Annotated in this window: 13 protein-coding genes and 1 riboswitch; of the genes, 7 read left to right on the top strand and 6 right to left on the bottom strand. The window is 71.9% G+C overall.

Translation table 11 applies throughout. The features are described 5' to 3' along the window. Positions 1-481 precede the first annotated feature (481 nt). Positions 482-1,033: a MarR family winged helix-turn-helix transcriptional regulator gene (locus ACFYRY_RS42705; protein ID WP_389158846.1), complete on the bottom strand. Its 552-nt coding sequence runs from the start codon at positions 1,031-1,033 to the stop codon at positions 482-484. A gap of 144 nt (positions 1,034-1,177) precedes the next feature. Here ACFYRY_RS42705 and ACFYRY_RS42700 point away from each other — a divergent pair, with 144 nt between their 5' ends. Further along, positions 1,178-2,461 (top strand): MFS transporter, encoded by a 1,284-nt coding sequence (locus ACFYRY_RS42700; RefSeq protein ID WP_389158852.1) that lies wholly within the window; start codon positions 1,178-1,180, stop codon positions 2,459-2,461. Positions 2,462-2,489: 28 nt separating this feature from the next. Here the strand turns inward: ACFYRY_RS42700 and ACFYRY_RS42695 are convergent, their stop codons facing one another. Together ACFYRY_RS42695 and ACFYRY_RS42690 are read right to left on the bottom strand one after the other, a co-directional pair. Next, a complete protein-coding gene (locus tag ACFYRY_RS42695) occupies positions 2,490-4,169 on the bottom strand; it encodes a SpoIIE family protein phosphatase (protein ID WP_389158843.1) in 1,680 nt (559 codons plus the stop codon). A 219-nt stretch (positions 4,170-4,388) separates the two neighbouring features. Next, positions 4,389-5,768, bottom strand: a complete 1,380-nt coding sequence (locus tag ACFYRY_RS42690) for an NAD(P)/FAD-dependent oxidoreductase (protein ID WP_389158840.1) — start codon at positions 5,766-5,768, stop codon at positions 4,389-4,391. Positions 5,769-6,143: 375 nt separating this feature from the next. On the opposite strand from ACFYRY_RS42690, the gene ACFYRY_RS42685 reads away from it, so the two are divergent. Together ACFYRY_RS42685 and ACFYRY_RS42680 are read left to right on the top strand one after the other, a co-directional pair. Then, complete coding sequence (locus ACFYRY_RS42685) at positions 6,144-6,929, top strand: TetR/AcrR family transcriptional regulator (RefSeq protein WP_389158837.1); 786 nt, start codon at positions 6,144-6,146, stop codon at positions 6,927-6,929. 341 nt (positions 6,930-7,270) lie between these two features. Continuing rightward, a complete protein-coding gene (locus tag ACFYRY_RS42680; RefSeq protein WP_389158834.1) occupies positions 7,271-9,328 on the top strand; it encodes a sigma-70 family RNA polymerase sigma factor in 2,058 nt (685 codons plus the stop codon). Positions 9,329-9,419: 91 nt separating this feature from the next. Here ACFYRY_RS42680 and ACFYRY_RS42675 read toward each other — a convergent pair whose 3' ends face one another. Further along, a complete protein-coding gene (locus ACFYRY_RS42675; RefSeq protein WP_389158831.1) occupies positions 9,420-11,528 on the bottom strand; it encodes an asparagine synthase-related protein in 2,109 nt (702 codons plus the stop codon). Positions 11,529-12,264: 736 nt separating this feature from the next. Here ACFYRY_RS42675 and ACFYRY_RS42670 point away from each other — a divergent pair. The 4 genes from ACFYRY_RS42670 to ACFYRY_RS42655 all read left to right on the top strand — a co-directional run bounded on the left by ACFYRY_RS42670 (position 12,265) and on the right by ACFYRY_RS42655 (position 17,346). Further along, positions 12,265-13,689 (top strand): MFS transporter, encoded by a 1,425-nt coding sequence (locus tag ACFYRY_RS42670; RefSeq protein WP_389158828.1) that lies wholly within the window; start codon positions 12,265-12,267, stop codon positions 13,687-13,689. A gap of 149 nt (positions 13,690-13,838) precedes the next feature. Beyond that, positions 13,839-15,065 carry an L-2-hydroxyglutarate oxidase gene (gene lhgO, locus ACFYRY_RS42665; RefSeq protein ID WP_389158849.1) on the top strand — a complete coding sequence of 409 codons (1,227 nt, stop codon included), beginning with the start codon at positions 13,839-13,841 and terminating at the stop codon, positions 15,063-15,065. A gap of 81 nt (positions 15,066-15,146) precedes the next feature. After that, positions 15,147-15,953 carry a tRNA (guanosine(46)-N7)-methyltransferase TrmB gene (gene trmB, locus ACFYRY_RS42660; RefSeq protein WP_389158825.1) on the top strand — a complete coding sequence of 269 codons (807 nt, stop codon included), beginning with the start codon at positions 15,147-15,149 and terminating at the stop codon, positions 15,951-15,953. 34 nt (positions 15,954-15,987) lie between these two features. Further along, positions 15,988-17,346 carry a PrsW family intramembrane metalloprotease gene (locus tag ACFYRY_RS42655; RefSeq protein ID WP_389158822.1) on the top strand — a complete coding sequence of 453 codons (1,359 nt, stop codon included), beginning with the start codon at positions 15,988-15,990 and terminating at the stop codon, positions 17,344-17,346. 16 nt (positions 17,347-17,362) lie between these two features. Here the strand turns inward: ACFYRY_RS42655 and ACFYRY_RS42650 are convergent, their stop codons facing one another. Continuing rightward, positions 17,363-18,307: an aldo/keto reductase gene (locus tag ACFYRY_RS42650; RefSeq protein WP_389158819.1), complete on the bottom strand. Its 945-nt coding sequence runs from the start codon at positions 18,305-18,307 to the stop codon at positions 17,363-17,365. Positions 18,308-18,386: 79 nt separating this feature from the next. Beyond that, positions 18,387-19,415 (bottom strand): M23 family metallopeptidase, encoded by a 1,029-nt coding sequence (locus ACFYRY_RS42645; protein ID WP_389158817.1) that lies wholly within the window; start codon positions 19,413-19,415, stop codon positions 18,387-18,389. Between the two features lie 11 nt (positions 19,416-19,426). Next, a riboswitch (cyclic di-AMP (ydaO/yuaA leader) is annotated at positions 19,427-19,583 on the bottom strand. Positions 19,584-19,938: the final 355 nt, after the last annotated feature.

Here is a 19,938-nt window from a genome sequence, read left to right as displayed (position 1 = left end):
GGACGCTTCCTTTGTACTCACCCGAGAGACTCTCTCGTGGCTTTCCTCCGGGCGCTTCCCTTCGGTCTTGCGTTTCCGACTCTATCAGATCTTTTTCTCGATCCGATTCCCTGTCGGCGGGTTGCTTTCCGGCCTTTCGGCCTTCCGGCGATGTTGACTTTATCAGATCCTTTCGGCGTCCGACTCCCAGTCAACCGGGCTTGTCTTCGCGGCTGTTGGGCCGTTCCGACGTCTCAAACTCTAGCTGATTCCCCCGGCAGGTCCCAAATCGAGGTGCCGGGCCCCAATCGATTTGAATTCGGGCGCGCCGAATTCAACCCCGTTGGGAGATCGTGCTGGTGGTTTGAGGTGCCGCTCAGGCGGCGGAGGTGCCGCCGCAGAACCGTTACGGCCCCGTGGCAACCCGAAGAACTTTACGGATCGGGCGAGTGGCTGTCAAGCGCCGTCTGTCAAGATCTTTTGCGGCTGCCGGGTCGGGCCGTCAGTCCAGGTCGACGAGACGGCCGCCGGCGTCCGGCTGGGCGTCCTCGACCCTGCGCAGGAGACGGGTGAGGACCTCGCCGAGGGCCGTGCGGTCGTCCGGGGAGAGGTCCTGGAGCAGGTCCTCCTCGAAGACGGTCGCGAGCCGCATCGCCTCCAGCCACTTCTCCCGCCCCTCTCCGGTCAGCTCGACGATCACGCGGACGCGGTTGGCCTCGTCCCGCTCCCGGGTAACCAGCCCCTCGGTGACCATGCGGTCGATCCGGTGGGTCATCGCGGCCGGTGTCAGACCGAGCCGCTTCGCGAGGTCACTGGGGCCCAGCTGATAGGGGGCACCGGACAGGACGAGGGCCTTGAGGACCTCCCACTCCGCGTTGCTGATGCCGAGGGCGGAGGTCTGGCGGCCGTAGGCGACGTTCATACGGCGGTTCAGCCGGGCGAGCGCCGAGACGATCTGCTCGACCTGGGGGTCGAGGTCCTGGAACTCGCGTTGGTACGCGGCGATCTGCTCTTCGAGTGTCGGTTCGCCGAGGGTGTCGGGGGTGTCGCCCATGGGCCCGAGTATCGCACGGGCTTGCTTGGCGTTGAAGTCCTTCGAGGTGTACTGTTCAACCCTGAACTTTAGCTTTGAAGTCTTCATAGCTATATGCATGCAAGGCTCATTGACTACCTGAGAGAGGTGAACGTGACCAGGGCGATGGGCGCAGCGATGCGCCGGATCCACGTGGGCAACGCACTCAGTGCGTTCGGGCTCGGTTTCACCGTCCCCTATCTGTACGTCTACGTGGCGCAGGTGCGGGGGCTGGGGGCCATGACGGCGGGGCTGGTCCTCGCCGTCTTTGCCGTGGCCGCGCTGATCGTGTTGCCGTTCGCCGGCCGGGCGATCGTGCGCCGTGGCCCGCTGCCGGTGCTGTTCGTCGCCCTGGTCACCGCCGCGCTGGGTGCGCTGAGCCTGGGGCTCGCGAGCAACGCGCCGAGCGTGCTGCTGTCGGCGGCCGCTCTCGGGGCCGGGCAGGCCGTGATGCAGCCTGCGCTGGCGACGATGATCGTGGACTGCTCGTCGGCCGACACCCGCTCGCGCGCCTTCGCCACGCAGTTCTTCCTGCAGAACCTGGGGCTCGGCGTCGGTGGGCTCATCGGCGGTCACCTGGTCGACCCGACGAGCGCTTCCTCCTTCACCGTGCTGTTCACGATCGAGGCGGCGGTGTTCCTGCTGCTGGTCGTGGTGATGTCGACGGTGCGCACGCCGCGCTCGCCGCGGATCGAGGACGCGCCGGGCCGTCCGGGGTCGGCCAGGGGCAGCTGGAAGCAGCTGCTCGGCAACCGGGCGATGGTGCAGCTGTGTGCGCTGGGTTTCGTGCTGTTCTTCGCCTGCTACGGGCAGTTCGAGTCAGGTCTGAGCGCCTACGGGGTGGAGGCCGCCGGGATCTCCACGTCCGCGTTGGGGACGGCGCTGGCCGCCAACACCGCGATGATCGTGGTCGCGCAGTTCGCCGTGCTGAAGTTCGTCGAGCGGCGGAGGCGGTCCCGGGTGATCGCCGCGGTCGGGTTGATCTGGGCCGTGGCGTGGGTCGTCGCGGGGTATGCCGGGCTCGGGCACGGCAGCCGGGAGATGGCGACGGCCGCGTTCGTCTCGACGTACGCGCTGTTCGGGCTGGGTGAGGCGATGTTGTCGCCGACGGTGGCTCCGCTGGTGGCGGATCTCGCGCCCGCGGGGATGGCCGGGCAGTACAACTCGGCGTTCGCCCTGGTGAAGCAGCTCGCGCTGGCTGTCGGGCCGGCGGTGGGCGGGCCCATGGGGGCCTCGCTGCACGCGCCGTACATCGTGACGTTCCTGTTGTTCTCGTTGGGGATCACGTATCTGGCGGTGCGGTTGGGGCGCGGTCTGACCGCGGCGCAGGATCAGCCGTGGGCGGCGAGGAGCCGGGTGGTGGCGCAGGGCGGTCCCGCCCCGGCCGGCCACACACAGGCGCACGCCTGACGTCTCCGGAAGCGGGGCGGGGCTTCGGTCACTTCGTGCCCGCGGGCAGTGCGAACTCGCACCACACCGCCTTCCCGCCCCCGCAGGTCCGTCGGGACCCCCACGCGGAGGCGATCGTCGCAACGATGGCGATGCCCCGGCCGGACTCGTCACCGGCTTCCGCTCGGCGTCGGCGTGGCAGGTGGTCGTCGCCGTCGGTGACCTCGACGATCAGGCGCCGGTCGGTGCGGCGCAGGCGCAGCCGCATCGGCGGGGTGCCGTGTTGCAGGGAGTTCGCGACCAGCTCGCTCACCGCCAGGACGCCCAGGTCGTGCAGTTCCACGGAGAACCGCCAGCTGGTCAGCACGCCGGAGGCGAAGGCACGCGCGCGGGGCGCCGCTTCCACACCGCCGAGCAGTTCCAGCGACGCGTTGCGGAAGAGCTCGCTGTCCGGGCCCGTACGGGCGGGGTGCTGGAGGACCAGGACGGCCACGTCGTCGTCGTGGTCGGCGGTGACGCCGGCCGAGCGGACCAGGCGGTCGCAGACGACCTGGGGTGTGCCCGTCGCGCCGGACAGGGCGCGCTCCAGCGAGGCGATGCCCTCGTCCAGGTCCTCGTTGCGGCGTTCCACCAGGCCGTCCGTGTACAGGACCGCGGTGGAGCCCGGGCCGAGCGGGATGGTGCCCGAGGCGTGCATCCAGCCGCCGGTGCCGAGGGGTGGGCCGGTGGGCTCGTCGGCGCGCAGGACCGCGCCGTTCTCGTCGCGGACCAGGATGGGCAGGTGGCCGGCCGAGGCGTACACCAGCCGGCCCTCGTTCGGGTCGTGGATGGCGTAGACGCAGGTGGCGATCTGGTTGGCGTCGATCTCCGCGGCGAGGCCGTCCAGGAGCTGGAGGATCTCGTGCGGGGGGAGGTCCAGGCGGGCGTATGCCCGTACCGCCGTGCGGAGTTGGCCCATGACGGCGGCCGCGCGGACTCCCCGGCCCATCACGTCGCCGATCACCAGGGCGGTGCGGCCGCCGCCCAGGGTGATCACGTCGTACCAGTCGCCGCCGACGGCGGCCTCCGTGCCGCCCGGCTGGTAGGTGGCCGCGACGCGCAGGTCGTCGGGCTGTTCGAGTTCCTGGGGGAGCAGGGAGCGCTGGAGCGTGACCGCGGTCTCCCGCTGCTCCCGTTCGCTGGCTCTGAGGCGTTCGGCGGCCTCGGCGTGGTCGGTGACGTCGGTGGCGAAGACGAGAACGCCGCCGTCGCCGCCGTCGCCGCCGTCTTTGCCGTCGCCCTGGGCGACCGGGGTGCAGGTGAAGGTGTAGGAGCGGCCGTCGGGGGCCTTGCGGGACTTGACGGTGCGGGGTCTGCCGCTGCGCAGGACCTGGTCCAGGAGCGGGAGCAGGCCGAGCTCGGCGAGTTCCGGGGCGGCCTCGCGGGCCGGGGCGCCGGTCGGGCGGGTGCCGAAGGCCGTCACATAGGCGTCGTTGACGTAGGCGAGGCGGTGCTCGGGGCCGTGGAGGAGGGCGACGAGGGCGGGGACGCGGTCGAGGACCTCGCGCACCGGCAGTTCGTCGACGGCGGGTACCGGTGGGTCGGCGTCGGTGAGTTGTTCGGCGCGGGCCGCGGGTACGGAGGAGCCGGTGGCGTCCTCCTTCCGGTCCGGGGTGACCGGGTGGTCGGTCCGCGCCGCGGCGCGGCGCTGCGTTCCGGGGAGGCGGGCGTTCCAGCGCGTGAAGTTCACGAATCCTTGCCTCGTGTCGTCGTCTGCGGCGTCTTCGGCCGGCTCCGGACCCGGTCAGGGGTCAGGGGGGCGGCACCCCGGGGTTGCGGCACTGGGGAAGCCTCGTGGGTTCGAAGGGCGGGGTCGGTCCGTCCAGGGTGGGGGACCAGTCTGGCAGGGCGGCCGACCGGGTCGACATCGGTCAGACGCCTACCCCGGGGTTGAAGTTCCTCGGTCCGGTCAGGACGACCCCTTCGGGTCGTTCGGGGTGTCCTGAGGAGGCTTTCCACCGGCCGCGAGTTCGAACTCCGCGCGGGGATGTTCGAGTGATCCCAGGGAGACGATCTCCCTCTTGAAGAGCCCGGACAGGGTCCATTCGGCCAGGACACGGGCCTTGCGGTTGAAGGTGGGAACCCTGCTGAGGTGGTAGACGCGGTGCATGAACCAGGCGGGGTAGCCCTTCAGCTTGCGTCCGTAGACGTGTGCGACCCCCTTGTGGAGCCCCAGCGACGCCACCGAGCCGACGTACTTGTGGGAGTACGTCCGAAGGGGCTCGCCGCGCAGCGAGTGCGCGATGTTGTCGCCGAGGACCTTCGCCTGGCGCAGCGCGTGCTGGGCGTTGGGTGCGGTCTCCTTGCCGGGTTCCTGGGCGGTCACGTCGGGGACGGCCGCGGCGTCTCCGGCCGCCCACGCGTGTGTGGTGCCCTCGATCGTCAGCTGGGCGGTGCATTTCAGGCGCCCGCGTTCGTTCAGGGCCAGGTCGGTGGCGGCGAGGACCGGGTGGGGTTTCACACCGGCGGTCCAGACGACCGTACGGGCCGGGAATCGGGCGCCGTCGCTGAGGACGGCGACGCGGTCGGCGCAGGATTCCAGGCGGGTGTGCAGGCGTACGTCGATGTTGCGGCGGCGCAGTTCGGTGACGGTGTAGCGGCCCATCTCCTCGCCGACCTCGGGCAGGATGCGGTCCGACGCCTCGACGAGGATCCACTTCATGTCCTCGGGCCGGATGTTGTGGTAGTAGCGCGCGGTGTAGCGGGCCATGTCCTCCAGCTCGCCGAGGGCCTCGACGCCGGCGTAGCCGCCGCCGACGAAGACGAAGGTGAGGGCGGCGTCACGGACGGCGGGATCGCGGGTGGAGGAGGCGATGTCCATCTGCTCGATGACGTGGTTGCGCAGGCCGATGGCCTCCTCGACGGTCTTGAAGCCGATGGCGTGCTCGGCGAGGCCGGGGACGGGCAGGGTGCGCGAGACCGAGCCGGGGGCGAGGACGAGTTCGTCGTACGACAGCTGCTGGGCGCCGGTGCCCTCCTCGTCGGTGGCGAGGGTGGTGAGGGCGGCGGTGCGCTTGGCGTGGTCGATGGAGGTGACCTCGCCGACGATGACCCGGCACTGGTCCAGGACGCGGCGCAGCGGTACCACGACATGGCGCGGGGAGATGGATCCGGCGGCCGCCTCGGGGAGGAACGGCTGATAGGTCATGTACGGGTCGGGCGTGACGACGGTGACCTCGGCCTCGCCGCGCTGAAGTTCCCGTTTCAGCTTCCGCTGCAGACGCAGGGCCGTGTACATCCCGACGTAGCCGCCGCCGACAACGAGAATGCGCGCACGTTCCTTCACCATCCCATGACGCACCGGACGCTTGCGTTTGTCCACAGCCTCGACAATTTGTGTGACTGCGCGCCATCGCTGCACAGGGTTGGCCGAATCACCGAAGTGCGGGGTATTTTCGCAGGTCAGCGGGTATGCGAGGGGCGGCTGGAGGGGGCGCAATCGGGACGTATGCCACCCGTACGCCGATCGGGGTGCGCTCCGTGCGGAACGTCCCCCTTCTGAATTGACCCTCACTCAACTATGTTCGTGTGTCGACGGGGTGTAGGGGGATACGCCTTCGGGTCCGGGACCACGGGCCCAGGAAGCGGGCCTGTTCCGTTCACTCCGGCTTTCAGATGGCGGGGAGAGTCTCCGGGGGGAGACGTCATTACCGGGGGATCACTTATGCATGTTCAGGGCTCTCATTGGTCGTCCGCGTCCACCATCGCACCTGGTGGTGGGGCGATGGGCGGCGCGATCGGCTCAGCGATGAGCGCGGCGGCGGGCACCAACGGACGCGGGGACAGCTCGCGGACCACACCGCTGCGCGTGGACGCACAGCGCAATCTGGAACACGTGCTGCGTGCGGCGCGCGAGGTCTTCGGCGAGCTGGGGTACGGCGCGCCGATGGAGGACGTGGCGCGGCGCGCGCGGGTCGGCGTCGGCACGGTGTACCGGCGCTTCCCGAGCAAGGACGTCCTGGTACGACGGATAGCCGAGGAGGAGACCTCCCGGCTGACCGACCAGGCACGGACGGCGCTCGGTCAGGAGGACGAGCCGTGGTCGGCGCTCTCGCGCTTCCTGCGGACGTCGGTGGCCTCGGGCGCCGGGCGGTTACTGCCGCCGCAGGTGCTGCGGGTCGGCGTCGCGGACGAGGGCACCGGGTTCGACGGGGCGCGGGTGCCGCAGCAGCGGACCCAGCAGGGCTCCGGAGAGCTGCGGCTGGTGGCGGAGGAGGTTCCGGTGCTCGCCGCGGACGACACGGGCGCGGCGGCTCTGCTCGAGGTCGTGGGGCAGCTCGTGGAGCGGGCGCGCGCGGCGGGCGAGCTGCGGGCCGATGTGTCGGTGGCGGACGTTCTGCTGGTCATAGCGACGGCGGCACCCTCGCTGCCGGACGCGGCACAGCAGGCGGCGGCCTCGTCGCGGCTGCTGGACATCCTGCTGGAGGGGCTGCGCTCGCGACCGGCGTGAGGAGCCTGGGTTGCCCTGTGGGGGCGGCGCCCGCCACTCGCTGTCGCCTTGCACCTCGCGGCCGTGACTCGAATAGGTGACTGTGGAGAGCGGGCGCCGCACCGCCCTCGCTCCGGGCTCACCCCAGGGGCGCGCTCCGTCGCTTTTCGGTCAACCTTCTCAACTCCCTTACGCGGAATGCCGGTTGAGACCGGCCGGTCCGGGTGACCGCCGGTACCGCGTCGCCTGGAGTCCCCGCGAACCGTCGGAAGTGCTGCGCAGCGGGGTCCTGAACCAGAGCCGATATGGCACTGTGACCGGGTGTTCGGGACTGGTAGGGCTGGCGGCGGGGGCTTTCCGCGATGAGCTTTGACGGGCGGGACGGTTCACTCGGTGACGACGGCGAGGCCGACGGCGCGGCCTCGCCCCAGGTGCCGAGCCAGGGAGGACGGGCCGGCGTTCCGCACGACCCGGTGGCGGCCGGAATCCCGGCGCAGGGCGGCGAGCCCGTGGAGGGCAGCGTCCCGGCCCAGCGCGACCGGCGCGAGGACGGCGGTGTCCCGCATCCGCCCAGCAATCTGCCGCCGTCCGACGCCGACCTGATCCAGCGGATGCGCTCGGGCGACGACACCGCCTACGAGGCGCTCTACCGGCGCCACGCGGGAGCGGTGCGCCGATACGCCCGCACCTGCTGCCGGGACGGTCACACCGCAGACGACCTCACCGCCGAGGTCTTCGCCCGCATGCTCCAGGCGGTGCGCCGCGGCATGGGCCCCGAACACGCCGTACGCGCCTATCTGCTCACCACCGTGCGCCGGGTGGCCGCGAGCTGGACGAAGTCCGCGAAGCGGGAGCAGCTGGTCGACGACTTCGCGGTGTTCGCCGCGCAGTCCACGCGCGCGTCCGAGCTGTCCGACGACGGAGCGGGGCTGGACCTGGGTGCCGATGTGCGGGCGATGCACCAGGCCGAGCAGTCCATGGCCATGCGGGCCTTCCGGTCGCTGCCCGAGCGCTGGCAGGCCGTGCTGTGGCACACCGAGGTCGAGGACGAGTCGCCGAGCGAGGTCGCGACGCTGTTCGGGCTGGACGCCAACGGCACCCGGGTACTCGCCAGCCGGGCCCGCGAGGGCCTCAAGCAGGCCTACCTCCAGGCCCACGTCAGCGCCGCCCTGGCCGGCGACGAGGAGTGCGCCCGCTACGCCGACCGGCTCGGCGCCTATGTGCGCGGCGGCCTGCGCACCCGCGCCGAACGCGGGCTGCGCAAGCATCTGGAGGGGTGCCCGAAGTGCTGGCTCGCCGCGGGCCAGATCAAGGATGTCGCCGGCGGCATCCCGGCCGTCGTACCGGTCGCGGTCATCGGCTGGTTCGGTGCCGCCGGGTACGCCAAGGCCGCCGCGATCATCGCCGGCGGCGCGGGGGCGGGCGCGGCCGGTGCCGCGGGGGTCGCCGCGGCGGGCGGCGGGTCGTCGGGTGCGGTGGGTGCGGGGGGCGGGGCGAGTACAGGGGGCGGTGCGGCGAGTTCAGGGGGAGGGGCGGCCGCCTCCGAAGGGCTCGGCGCGCCGGTGAAGGCCGGTGTCGCGGCCGGTGTGGTGGCGGTGGCCGCCGTCGCGGTGACCCTCGCGCTGGCCGGTGGCGGCAACCCGCCCAGGAGACCGGACGCCAAACCGCCCGCGTCCGCCCCGGTCGTCGAGCCCGCCGAGCCCACCGAGGACGCGCCCACGACCCCGCGGCAGGGCCCCGGCCCGAAGCCCCCGATGATCGCGGCGGCGGCCGCCCTGGCCCCCACGCCCACAGCCGCCCCTGCCCCGCCGCCGACACACCCCCCGACCACCACACGCACCTCCCCGTCCACGTCCGCACCGAAGCCCACACCGGCTCCGCCTTCCCCGCCGCCCCTCACACCGACGCCGAAGCCGGCCCCGACACCCGCCCCCACACCGCCCTCACCGGCTCCCCCGCCTGCCCCGCCTGCCCCGCCTGCCCCGTCGACCGTGTTCCTGTGGAGCGAGCTGTCGTACGACATCTCCGGCGACGGCACCGAGCCCGAGATGCGGATCGGTGGCAGCAGCTGGGTCTGGCAGCGGTACGGCGTGTCGATCGCGGACAACCGGTACACGCACGGCGTGACCGTGCACGGGAACTCCTCCGTCACCATCGACCTCAACCGTGAGTGCACCGCCTACGACGCCCTCGTCGGCGTCGACGACATGACCGCGGGGCTCGGCAAGGTCGACTTCACCGTCTACGCCGACGGGGTCCGGCTGTGGCGGTCCGGGAGCGTCGAGGGCGGGGAATCCGCGGTGCCCGCCCATGTGGACCTCGCCGGGCGCGAGACCGTCCGGCTGGTCGTCGAGCCGCGCAGCCACCTCGACGACCTGACACTCGCGGACTGGGCGGAGTCGAGATTCACCTGCTCGTGACGCCGTAACCGAGAAGGCCGTAGCCGCGGGGCCGAGCCCACAGCAACCGCACCCCCGAAGGCCGGGGACGGGCCATGAATCCACGCGCGCCCTACGCGAGCACCGCCCCGCCGCCCGACGCCCCCGCCCCGAGTGCGCCCTGCTGCCGTGTGACGCCCGCCGGGACCGCGCGCGTGCGGGCGGGCGTTCCGGTCCAGCAGGTGCCCCGGCGGGCGATCAGCCGGACCAGCCACAGCTCCAGGGACACCAGGTCCGCCAGTCCGTCCAGGGGCAGCGGCTCACCCTCCGCCGCCGCGCGCAGCGCCTTGCGCACCACCCGGGCCTCGACGAGGCCCGCCTGCGCGAGCAGGGGTGTGCCGAAGAGAGACATCAGGGAGTCCGCGGCCACCCGGAGCCCGGTACGGGCGGCGGCCGCCGAGGGCCCGTGGGAGGGGGCGCCCCAGCCGGGCGGGAGATCCGCGACCCCGGCGCCCTCCAGGACCGTACGGAGGATGGCCGCGCGGGCGCCCGGTTGGACCCGTAGGGCCTCCGGCAGGGCGCGGCAGGCGCGGACGACCTGGTTGTCGAGGAACGGGGCGTGCAAGCGCTGGAAGCGGACCTCGGCCGCCTGTTCGAGAATGCGCAGGTCCGCCGCGCTGCGGGTGAGGGCCGCGCGGGCGCGGAAGTCGCCCGGTCGCTGGCCGGGACCGACCCCGGAGCGCTGGGTCGCCGCTTGCAGGCGAACCGATACTTCAGCCAGCGCCTCGCCCGTGAGCCAGCGCGCCGCGGGGCCCGGTCTGGCCCAGGTGAGCGCGGCCAGGGACGCCCCCACGGCACCTCCGGGTTCGTCGAAACGGCGGCGCATGAGCCGGTCGGCGAGGTTCTCCAGACCGGAGCGGTAGGGCGTACGGGCAAGGCGGCGGGCCGCGCCGTACACCCGCGCGGGGACCAGGACCGAGCCGTCCGCCTTGGCGAGCGCGGCGACGGGACGGACCAGGTGACGGCGTTTACGGTCCATCAGGAGGTCCGCGAGGCGGGCCGGGTGGGCGTCCAGGACCTGGCGGGCGCCGTAGCCGGTGAAGTGGTCCGCGCTGCCGGCCGCGAGGCGGGCGCGATGACGGGCGGCGGTCACCAGGGAGGCGGCGGGCTCGTCGGTCAGCGGGCCGTCCAGTTCGGCGTACGGGAGGGTCTCCTCGTCGCCGGTCACCACGACGTGGTGCAGACGCGGGTTGGCCGCCAGGGTGCCCGCCCGCTCCACTTCGGCCTCCCGGCCGCCGACCACCAGATCGTTGAAGGTGACCGCCAGCAGCCGCTCCCCCGCGCCCGTGCCGTGGCCCAGCACGGTCCCCGGCATGCCGGGCAGGCCGGCGGCGAGCAGCGCCAGGGTTCCCGAGGCGGGGCCGCCGGACAGGTCCGCGCCGATGCCCGGGACCGGCATCCCGCGCGCGGCACGCCGTTCGGCGGGCCCCATGCCGGGGACCGGGCCGGGGTCTATGTCGGCGCCAGGGACATGACGAGGGGCGGACAGCCTGGCGCGAACGGCGTCGACCAGGGCGTCCCGTACGGCGTCGACCGCGCTGTCCGGGTCGGCGGAGGGCGCCGCCACGGCGAGGGAGGCGACCTGCTCGTACCCGGCGACCTCGCGTGCCCCGGCGCGCAGGATCAGCGCGTGCCCCGGCGGAATGCGCCGTACGCCGTCGTAGGGGGTGGAGTCGTGCAGTGCGGCCGGGACGTCGGGGGCGGCGAGCAGCGCGGCGAGGTGGCCGTAGTCGAGGTTGGCCTCGATGAGGTCGGCGAGGGGCAGCGCGGCCGTCGCGTAGGCGGTGCCGCCGGCCCAGGGGGTGTGGAACACCGGGCGGGCGCCCGCCAGATCACCGCAGACGGTGATGCGGCGCCCCACCTGGACGACGGCCGTGTAGCTTCCCGGCCACGCCGTCAGGTGCCGAAGTGCCCCGCCGCGCGCCGCGAACAGGCCGACCTTCAGCTGTTCGTCGGAGGCGCCGCAGGTGCCGAGGACGGCGATCCGGGTCCGGTCGTCGGCCTTCAGCACCCGCACCTCGTCCGGACGCCAGTCGCCGACCGCCCACAGCGGATCGGGGTCGCCCCACAGAAGGTGCGAGCCCACCGGATGCAGTGTCTCGCCGTCGTGCCCCACCGCGCCGGCGGAGCCGATCTCGGCGGCCACCGTGGCGGTGCTGCTCCATCCCACCAACCACCGCATCGCCGCCTCCACAGGCTGTGGACAACCAGTGCACCGTACGAACTCGGCACCATGCTGCCATGAAGGAGGCGCGACGGAGGGACGGCGGTGTCGCTCGCGCTCCGGGGAATGCGCCCCGGCGGATACCGTCCCCTCGGGCCTGGCCCGCCTGCGCACCCCGTCGAACTGCCGCACGAGGCAAGGAGATCGAGCACGTACGGGGAGTGTTGATACGGTGACTGCGACGCGAATGCGCCCCCAAAACGCTCCCCAAAAACTCCCAACGCGCCCTCAACTGCCGTGGTGGGAGGGCTGAGACCCCGCACAGGCAGGGTCGATTTTCAGCCAAATCGGCGGCAACGGAACAGGTTTGAGCACGCTCCGTACACACCCCGGCCGCCGTCCGGCGAGCGCACAGCCCGGGAGACGGAACACGCCCCCCGGGCCGGTCCGCCGCCCGCGGGGATGTAGGCGGCGGTGTCCCCCAGCCCACTGGATCCAGTACAGCGGGCCGACCCACGCACGGCCCATGGAACCGCTCCCCCGATGGCCGGAGAAGAGCGCACGGCCGGGCGCACGGCCACACAGCGGGAGCGCGCCGCAACCGTCCGTCGCTGAACCGTACTTCAGTACGGACCACAATCCCGCCAACCGGAACAATGCCCCTTAACGCTTGGGATGCGGCGAACTACGCTGGGTTTACGAATGCCGCATGGTTATGCCAGCGCGGCAGCCGTCTGTGTCGAGGGGTGGCGCAATGTCCAGGGAGCAACGCGGGCCGAACGAAAAACTCGGCGCCGTTCTCGCCCTCGCGGGAATCAGCAACGCAGGACTCGCCCGACGCGTCAACGATCTTGGCGCCCAACGCGGGTTGACTCTTCGCTACGACAAGACGTCGGTGGCGCGCTGGGTGTCGAAGGGGATGGTGCCGCAGGGTGCCGCGCCGCATCTCATCGCCGCCGCGATAGGGCAGAAGCTCGGCCGCCCGGTGCCGCTCCACGAGATCGGCCTGGCGGACGCGGATCCCGCACCCGAAGTGGGCCTCGCCTTCCCCAGGGACGTCGGACAGGCGGTGCGGTCGGCGACGGAGCTGTACCGGCTCGACCTGGCCGGCCGCCGGGCCGGCACCGGCGGCATCTGGCAGTCGCTGGCCGGATCATTCGCCGTGAGCGCGTACGCGACGCCCGCCTCACGCTGGCTGATAACCCCGGCCGACAGCTCGGTCGCACGCGAGGTGAACTCCGCCGAGGCCTCCGGGGCACCGCTCAAAGTCGGCCACAGCGACGTGCAGAAACTGCGGGAGGCCGCCGAGGACGCCAGGCGCTGGGACTCCAAGTACGGAGGCGGCGACTGGCGTTCGTCGATGGTGCCGGAGTGCCTGCGGGTGGAGGCGGCTCCGCTGCTGCTGGGCGCGTACTCGGACGAGGTGGGCCGGGCGCTGTTCGGCGCCAGTGCCGAACTCACCCGCCTCGCCGGGTGGATGGCCTTCGACACCGGTCAGCAGGAGGCCGCGCAGCGGTACTACATCCAGGCGCTGCGGCTCGCGCGCGCGGCGGCCGACGTCCCCCTCGGGGGCTACGTCCTGGCCTCCATGTCCCTCCAGGCGACCTACCGGGGCTTCGGCGACGAGGGCGTCGACCTCGCCCAGGCCGCGCTGGAACGCAACCGGGGGCTGGCCACCGCCCGCACCATGAGCTTCTTCCGCCTGGTCGAGGCACGTGCCCACGCGCGCGCCGGAGACGCCCAGGCGGCCGGCGCGGCTCTGAAGGCGGCGGAGGGCTGGCTGGAGCGGTCCCGCGACGGCGACAACGACCCGTCGTGGCTCGGCTTCTACTCCTACGACCGGTTCGCCGCGGACGCCGCGGAGTGCTACCGCGACCTGAAGGCCCCACGTCAGGTGCGCCGGTTCACGGAACAGGCGCTGTCGCAGCCGACGGAGGAGTTCGTGCGCTCGCACGGGCTGCGTCTGGTCGTCTCGGCGGTCGCGGAGCTGGAGTCCGGCAATCTCGACGCGGCGTGCGAGCAGGGCGTGCGGGCGGTGGAGGTCGCCGGGCGCATCTCCTCGGCGCGCACCACCGAGTACGTGAAGGATCTCCTCCACCGTCTGGAGCCGTACGGCGACGAGCCGCGCGTGGTGGAGCTGCGGGAACGGGCACGGCCGCTGCTCATGACTCCGGCGTAGCGCTCCGCCCGGGTCGCCGGGTGCCGTCGCGTCCGCCGTGCTGATCCGCGTCCGCCCTTCCGGTCGGTCGCGCGCTCCTCGCCGGGCTGCGGTCTTTCTGGTTTGAAGGCATTGTCAGTGGCGCAGTGCACTATCGAAGCCGGGAGGTGGTGCAGGTGGCGAGGCAGGCGCCGAAGATCGCGTACGACTGTGACGTGCTGGTGATCGGTGGCGGGATCGTCGGCCTGTCGACGGCGTATGCGATCACGCGTGCCGCGCCGGGCACGCGGGTCACGGTGCTGGAGAAGGAGCCCGGGCCCGCCCGGCACCAGACCGGGCGCAACAGCGGGGTGATCCACAGCGGCATCTACTACCGCCCCGGCTCCCTCAAAGCGCGGTACGCGGTCAGGGGCGCCGCCGAGATGATCAAGTTCTGCGCGGAGTACGACATCCCGCACGCCGTCACCGGCAAGCTGATCGTCGCCACCGACCGAGCCGAGCTCCCCCGTCTGCACGCGCTCGTCCAGCGCGGCCGGGAGAACGGCATCTCGGTGCGGGAACTGGGCGCGGCCCAGATCGCCGAGTACGAACCGGAGGTCCGTGGCCTCGCCGCCATACACGTCGGGACGACCGGGGTGTGCGACTTCGTCGCGGTCGCCGGGCAGCTGGCCGAGGCGTCGGGCGCGGACATCCGCTACGGAGCTCGTGTCGTCCAGGTCGACCGGCGGCCGGAGCTCGGAGTGGCCGTGCGGACCGCGGACGGGGACGTCGTGCGCGGGCGGGCCCTGGTGAACTGCGCCGGGCTGTACTGCGACGAGATCGCGCGGATGACCGGGGACGAGCCGGGGATGCGCATCGTGCCGTTCCGGGGCGAGTACTACACGCTGACCCGGCCGGAGCTGGTGCGGGGGCTGGTGTATCCGGTGCCGGACCCGGCGTTCCCGTTCCTCGGGGTGCATCTCACCCGCGGCATCGACGGTGGCGTGCACATCGGCCCCAACGCGGTGCCCGCACTGGCCAGAGAGGGATACGACTGGCGGGCGGTGCGGCCACGGGAGCTGGGGGCGACCCTGCGCTGGCCGGGCTCCTGGCGGATAGCGCGGCGGCACTGGCGGTACGGGGCGGGTGAGATGCGGCGGTCGGTGTCCAAGGGGGCGTTCGTCGGGGCAGTGCGCAGGCTGCTGCCCGCGGTCGAGGAGGCGGACCTGACGCCGGCGCCCGCCGGGGTGCGAGCCCAGGCGGTGCTGCGCGACGGGACACTGGTGGACGACTTCCTGATCAAGGAGGGCGCCCGAACGGTCCACGTACTGAACGCGCCGTCCCCCGCGGCCACGGCATCACTGCCCATCGGGCGGGAGGTCGCCCGCAGAGCACTGGCCGTGCTGGGGACCGTATGAGCAAGAACCCCACCACCCCCTCCGTGCCCACCATGCCCGCCAGCGACGCCGCCGGCCCCACCGCCGTAAAATCGACGCACTGTGTCTGACTCTCTCAACGCCTCCGAAACCCCGCACACCCCCGGTGTGTCCCGTCGCCACACCCGGGCCAAGGGCGAACCGCGTTTCCCGGACGGGCCGCAGGCCGATCCCGCCGGGTCGCACTTCGAGCGGCGGATCCGGAGTTTCCAGCCGCGCCGCAGCCGGGTGACGGCCGGGCAGGCGGACGCGCTGCAACGGCTGTGGCCCACGTGGGGCCTGGACATCGACGGGCAGCGGGTGATCGACCTCGGCGAACTGTTCGGGAACGACGCTCCCGTCGTCCTGGAGATCGGCTTCGGGATGGGCGAGGCCACCGCGGAGATGGCCGCCGCCGACCCGGGCAGCAACATCCTCGCCGTGGACGTACACACCCCGGGGCAGGGAAACCTTCTCAACCTCGCCGAGCACAACGGGCTGTCCAACGTCCGCGTCGCCAACGGGGACGCGATCATCCTGCTGCGCGAGATGCTCGCCCCGGACTCCCTCGCCGGCCTGCGCGTCTACTTCCCGGACCCCTGGCCCAAGAAGCGGCACCACAAGCGTCGGCTGATCCAGCCGGAGTTCCTCACCCTCGCCGCCGCCCGGCTCCGGCCAGGAGCGATCATCCACTGCGCGACGGACTGGGAGCCGTACGCGGAGCAGATGCTGGAGGTGCTCGACGCGCACCCCGCCTTCGAGAACACCCAGGCCGACGGCGGTTTCGCGCCGCGTCCCGGCTTCCGGCCGCTGACTCGTTTCGAGGGCCAGGGTCTGGAGAAGGGACATGTCGTGAACGACCTGCTCTTCCGCCGCGTAGAGCACTCGTGAAGCCCTCCGCAAAAGCATCGTTAGGGTCAATGCCGTGGCCACCGTTCCCCCGTATCCGCCGCACCCCGGTGCCCCCGTCGGCGGCGCCCTGCGCCACGCTCACTGGTGGCAGCGGAAGTGGGTGCGCTACGGCGCGCTGAGCACCCTGCTCGCGCTCTCCGGGCTGGTCATCCTCGCCCTGGTCCGCGAACAGACCGGCACCGAGGGATTCCTGGTCGGGCTCGGGCTCGCGGTCCTGCCCGTGCCGCTGCTCACCGCCGCGTTCCGCTGGCTCGACCGGGTCGAACCGGGCCCCTGGCGCAACCTCCTCTTCGCCTTCGCCTGGGGCGCCTGCGCGGCGGCGCTGATAGCGATCGTCGCCAACAGCTTCGCGACCAGATGGATCGCCACGGCCACCGCGGACCCCTCCAGCGCGGACACGCTCGGCGCGACGGTGATAGCGCCGATCGTGGAGGAGTCGGCCAAGGCCGCCGCCGTCCTCCTGGTGTTCCTCTTCCGGCGGCGGGACTTCACCGGCATCGTCGACGGGGTGGTGATAGCCGGAGTCACCGCCACCGGGTTCGCCTTCACCGAGAACATCCTCTACCTCGGCACGGCGTTCGGCACCGACCAGCTCACCGGTGACCGCGGCATCGCCTCGGTCACCGCGGCGACCTTCTTCGTGCGCATCATCATGTCGCCGTTCGCGCACCCGCTGTTCACCGTCCTCACCGGCATCGGCTTCGGCGTCTCCGCGCTGTCGGCGGAACGCCAGCACCTGCGACGGGTCCTGCTGCCGCTGTCCGGGCTGCTGCTCGCGATGGGCATGCACGCGATCTGGAACGCCTCGTCGACGTTCGGCGAGTACGGGTTCATCGCCGTGTACGCGGCGTTCATGGTCCCCGCGTTCGGGCTGCTGACCTGGCTGGTCATCTGGACCCGCCAGCGCGAGCTGAGGACCGTACGGGAGGAACTGCCCGCCTACACGGTGGCGGGATGGCTGACACCGGCCGAGCCGTACGCTCTCGGATCGATGCGGGCACGGCGGATGGCCCGCGAGTACGCCCACCGCCACGGGGGCCGCCCCGCGGCGCGGGCGGTGGCCCAGTACGAGGCGTACGCGACGTCCCTGGCGTTCCTACGGCACCGGGGACGCCGCGGACGAGCGGGGGCCGACTTCGTCGTACGGGAGCAGGAGCTGTTGCAGGAGCTGTGGCGGCGGCGGGACGTGGCCCGCCCCGCGCTGGACCACGCCGCCCGCGCGACGGCCCCGCCGGTGGCGGTGACCGCCCCGCCCTGGCCGCTGTACGGGGCGTACGGCTACCCGGCCACGCCGACCCACCCGGGCTACTTCGGCCAGGCGACGGCGCCGTCGGCGATGCCGTACCCGGCGTACAACCCGTACCGGTCCTAGGGGGCCGGACAGGCCCTCAGGCCGAGGCCTCCGTCAACCGCGCGACCTCGGCCTCCGTCAGGACCAGGTCGCCCACGCCCACCAGCGCCGGCAGCTGTTCCACCGTGCGCGCGGACGCGATCGGGGCCGCCACCGTCGGCTGGGCCGCGAGCCACGCCAGGGCGACCGTGGCGATCTGGGTGTCGTGGGCCTGGGCGACCTCGTCGAGGGCGGTGAGGACCCGCTGGCCACGCTCGGTCTGCAGGTGCTTGGCCGCGCCCTCGGCCCGCGCGCTGTCGACCGTCGTGCCGGGCCGGTACTTGCCGGTGAGGAAGCCGGAGGCGAGCGAGAAGTACGGGACGGCGGCGAGGCCGGCGCGTTCCGCGACGGCCTGCAGCTCGCCCTCGTAGGTGTCGCGGGAGACCAGGTTGTAGTGGGGCTGCACAGCCACGTACCGCGCCAGGCCCACGCGTTCGGAGTGGGCCAGCGACTCCTCCAGCCGCTCGGGCGAGATGTTGGAGGCGGCGATGTACCGCACCTTGCCCGCCCGCACCAGCTCGTCGAGCGCGCCGATGATCTCCTCGACCGGCACGTCCGGCTTGTCGAAGTGCGTGTAGTAGAGGTCGATGTAGTCGGTGTCGAGGCGGCGCAGCGAGGCGTCGGCGGCGGCCTTGATGTTGGCGGCGGTCAGGCCCTGGTACTCGGGGTGCTGGCTGACCTTGGTCGCGATGACGACGTCGGAGCGATTACCGCGGGCCTTGACCCACTTGCCGATGATGGTCTCGGACTCACCGCCGGAGTTGCCCTCGATCCACGCCGAGTACGAGTCGGCGGTGTCGATGAAGTTGCCCCCGGCGGCCGTGTACGCGTCCAGCACGGCGAAGGAGGCGGCCTCGTCGGCCGTCCACCCGAAGACGTTGCCCCCGAGGGACAGCGGGAAGACCTCGAGGTCCGACGTACCGAGCTTGCGAAGAGAAGTCATGCCTCTCTTCAACACACGCGGCGGAGCGCCTCATTCCGACAGGAGTGAGACGCTCACACAATCCACGCAACCGCGACGGTCAGGGGTTGAGCCCCTTGCTGCGCAGCCAGGACATCGGGTCGATGCCCGTGCTCGCACCGCCCGGGTGGACCTCCAGGTGGAGGTGGGCCCCGGTGACGTTGCCGGTGGCGCCCACGCGACCGATGACGTCACCCGTGCTGACCTTCTGGCCGACGCTGACGCTGATCGAGGACTGGTGGCAGAACCACAGCTCGGTGCCGTCGTCCAGGGTGAGGATCGTGCGGTAGCCGTACGAACCGGCCCAGCCCGCCTCCGTGATGGTCCCGCTGTGGACGGCCTTGATGAGTGTGCCGGTGGGAGCGGCGAAGTCGAGGCCGGTGTGGTAGCCGGACGACCACAGGGAGCCGGCCTGACCGAAGGTCCCCGTGAGGGTGTACGAGGAGGTCGGCAGCGTGTACTGCTTGGCCAGCTGGGCGAGGCGCTCGGCCTCGGCCTTCCTCTCGGCTTCCTCCTCCGCCTGCTTCTTCTTCTCGGCGGCCTTGGCCTCGGCTTCCTTCTCCGCCTTGGCGACCGCGTCGGCGACCTGCTTCTCGGCGGCGGCCGCGGCCTCGGCGACGACCTTGCTCTCGGCCTGGTCCTGCTGCTTCTCGGCCTGGGCCATGATCCGGGCGCGCAGCACCTCCCCGGCGTCCGAGGTGCCCTCCGCGGTCTCCTCGGTGGTCACGCCGACCTCGCTGAGCGCGGTCGGTGAGCCTTCAGGGGTGTCGTCCTCGGAAAGGAGGGAACCCACGGAGGGAAGATCGGGCATGGAGATGGACACCGGCGGCTTACCGGTGTTGGCGCTGGCTATGCCGCCCGCGCCGACGGCGGCTATGACGCCGACGCCCAGGACGGTGGAGCTGCGGGCGAGTCCGCCACGCTGCTTGGCGACACGGTGCCGACCGCGTACCGGACGAATGGACTCCTCGGTGGGGTTCCACTCCGTCCAGGGGCCCTCGTCGGTGCGGTACTCGCCGTAGCCGAAGGTCTCGGTGTCGCGCTGACTCGGCACGAACGGGGCTTCTGGGGCAGGCCGGTTGGACGCCACGTGGGCGTACTCCTTTCCTTCCTTCTCGCCTACCGGGTTAGCTGACGGGTTCGGAGCAGGAAGGTCTCCTACGCGCGTATACCAACCGTGAGTTCACGGTGATACCCGCGCGATTCACCCCAAGTAGTGGTTCCCCGGTTCCCTTGCGGAATTCGGCGCATGCGCACGGAGCCGACTCTTGTGACGGCTGGGACGACCGCGCTGCGTTATCGAACGTTAATAGACCCGAGGGCCCGATTCCAAGCGGTTCCGCTTGATCATTAACGAAATTCCGCCCGACCAAGACCCCATGACCGGCGAAAATCGGGCGAGTTGACCACCCCAGGAACCCGCCCGGGTATTGACGGCACGTCAGTTGCTACGCGGAGGGCACCGGCACGATCACTCCTCGTAACCTCCTCAAACCGCACACACACATGCCACAACACACCGAGGGCCGGAACCCTTTCGGATTCCGGCCCTCGGCCTTCAGTAGCGGGGACAGGATTTGAACCTGCGACCTCTGGGTTATGAGCCCAGCGAG

It is taken from the genome of Streptomyces sp. NPDC005263, from assembly GCF_042872365.1.
Taxonomy (GTDB): domain Bacteria; phylum Actinomycetota; class Actinomycetes; order Streptomycetales; family Streptomycetaceae; genus Streptomyces.
This window is presented reverse-complemented; position numbering and strand designations above follow the sequence as displayed.

Excerpts from the sequence above, each read along its gene's own strand:
- ACFYRY_RS42705 (WP_389158846.1), bottom strand. The coding sequence starts at position 1,033 with ATGGGCGACACCCCCGACACCCTCGGCGAACCGACACTCGAAGAGCAG.
- ACFYRY_RS42700 (WP_389158852.1), top strand. The coding sequence starts at position 1,178 with ATGGGCGCAGCGATGCGCCGGATCCACGTGGGCAACGCACTCAGTGCG.
- ACFYRY_RS42690 (WP_389158840.1), bottom strand. The coding sequence starts at position 5,768 with ATGGTGAAGGAACGTGCGCGCATTCTCGTTGTCGGCGGCGGCTACGTC.
- ACFYRY_RS42685 (WP_389158837.1), top strand. The coding sequence starts at position 6,144 with ATGCATGTTCAGGGCTCTCATTGGTCGTCCGCGTCCACCATCGCACCT.
- ACFYRY_RS42680 (WP_389158834.1), top strand. The coding sequence starts at position 7,271 with ATGAGCTTTGACGGGCGGGACGGTTCACTCGGTGACGACGGCGAGGCC.
- ACFYRY_RS42675 (WP_389158831.1), bottom strand. The coding sequence starts at position 11,528 with ATGCGGTGGTTGGTGGGATGGAGCAGCACCGCCACGGTGGCCGCCGAG.
- ACFYRY_RS42670 (WP_389158828.1), top strand. The coding sequence starts at position 12,265 with ATGTCCAGGGAGCAACGCGGGCCGAACGAAAAACTCGGCGCCGTTCTC.
- ACFYRY_RS42650 (WP_389158819.1), bottom strand. The coding sequence starts at position 18,307 with ATGACTTCTCTTCGCAAGCTCGGTACGTCGGACCTCGAGGTCTTCCCG.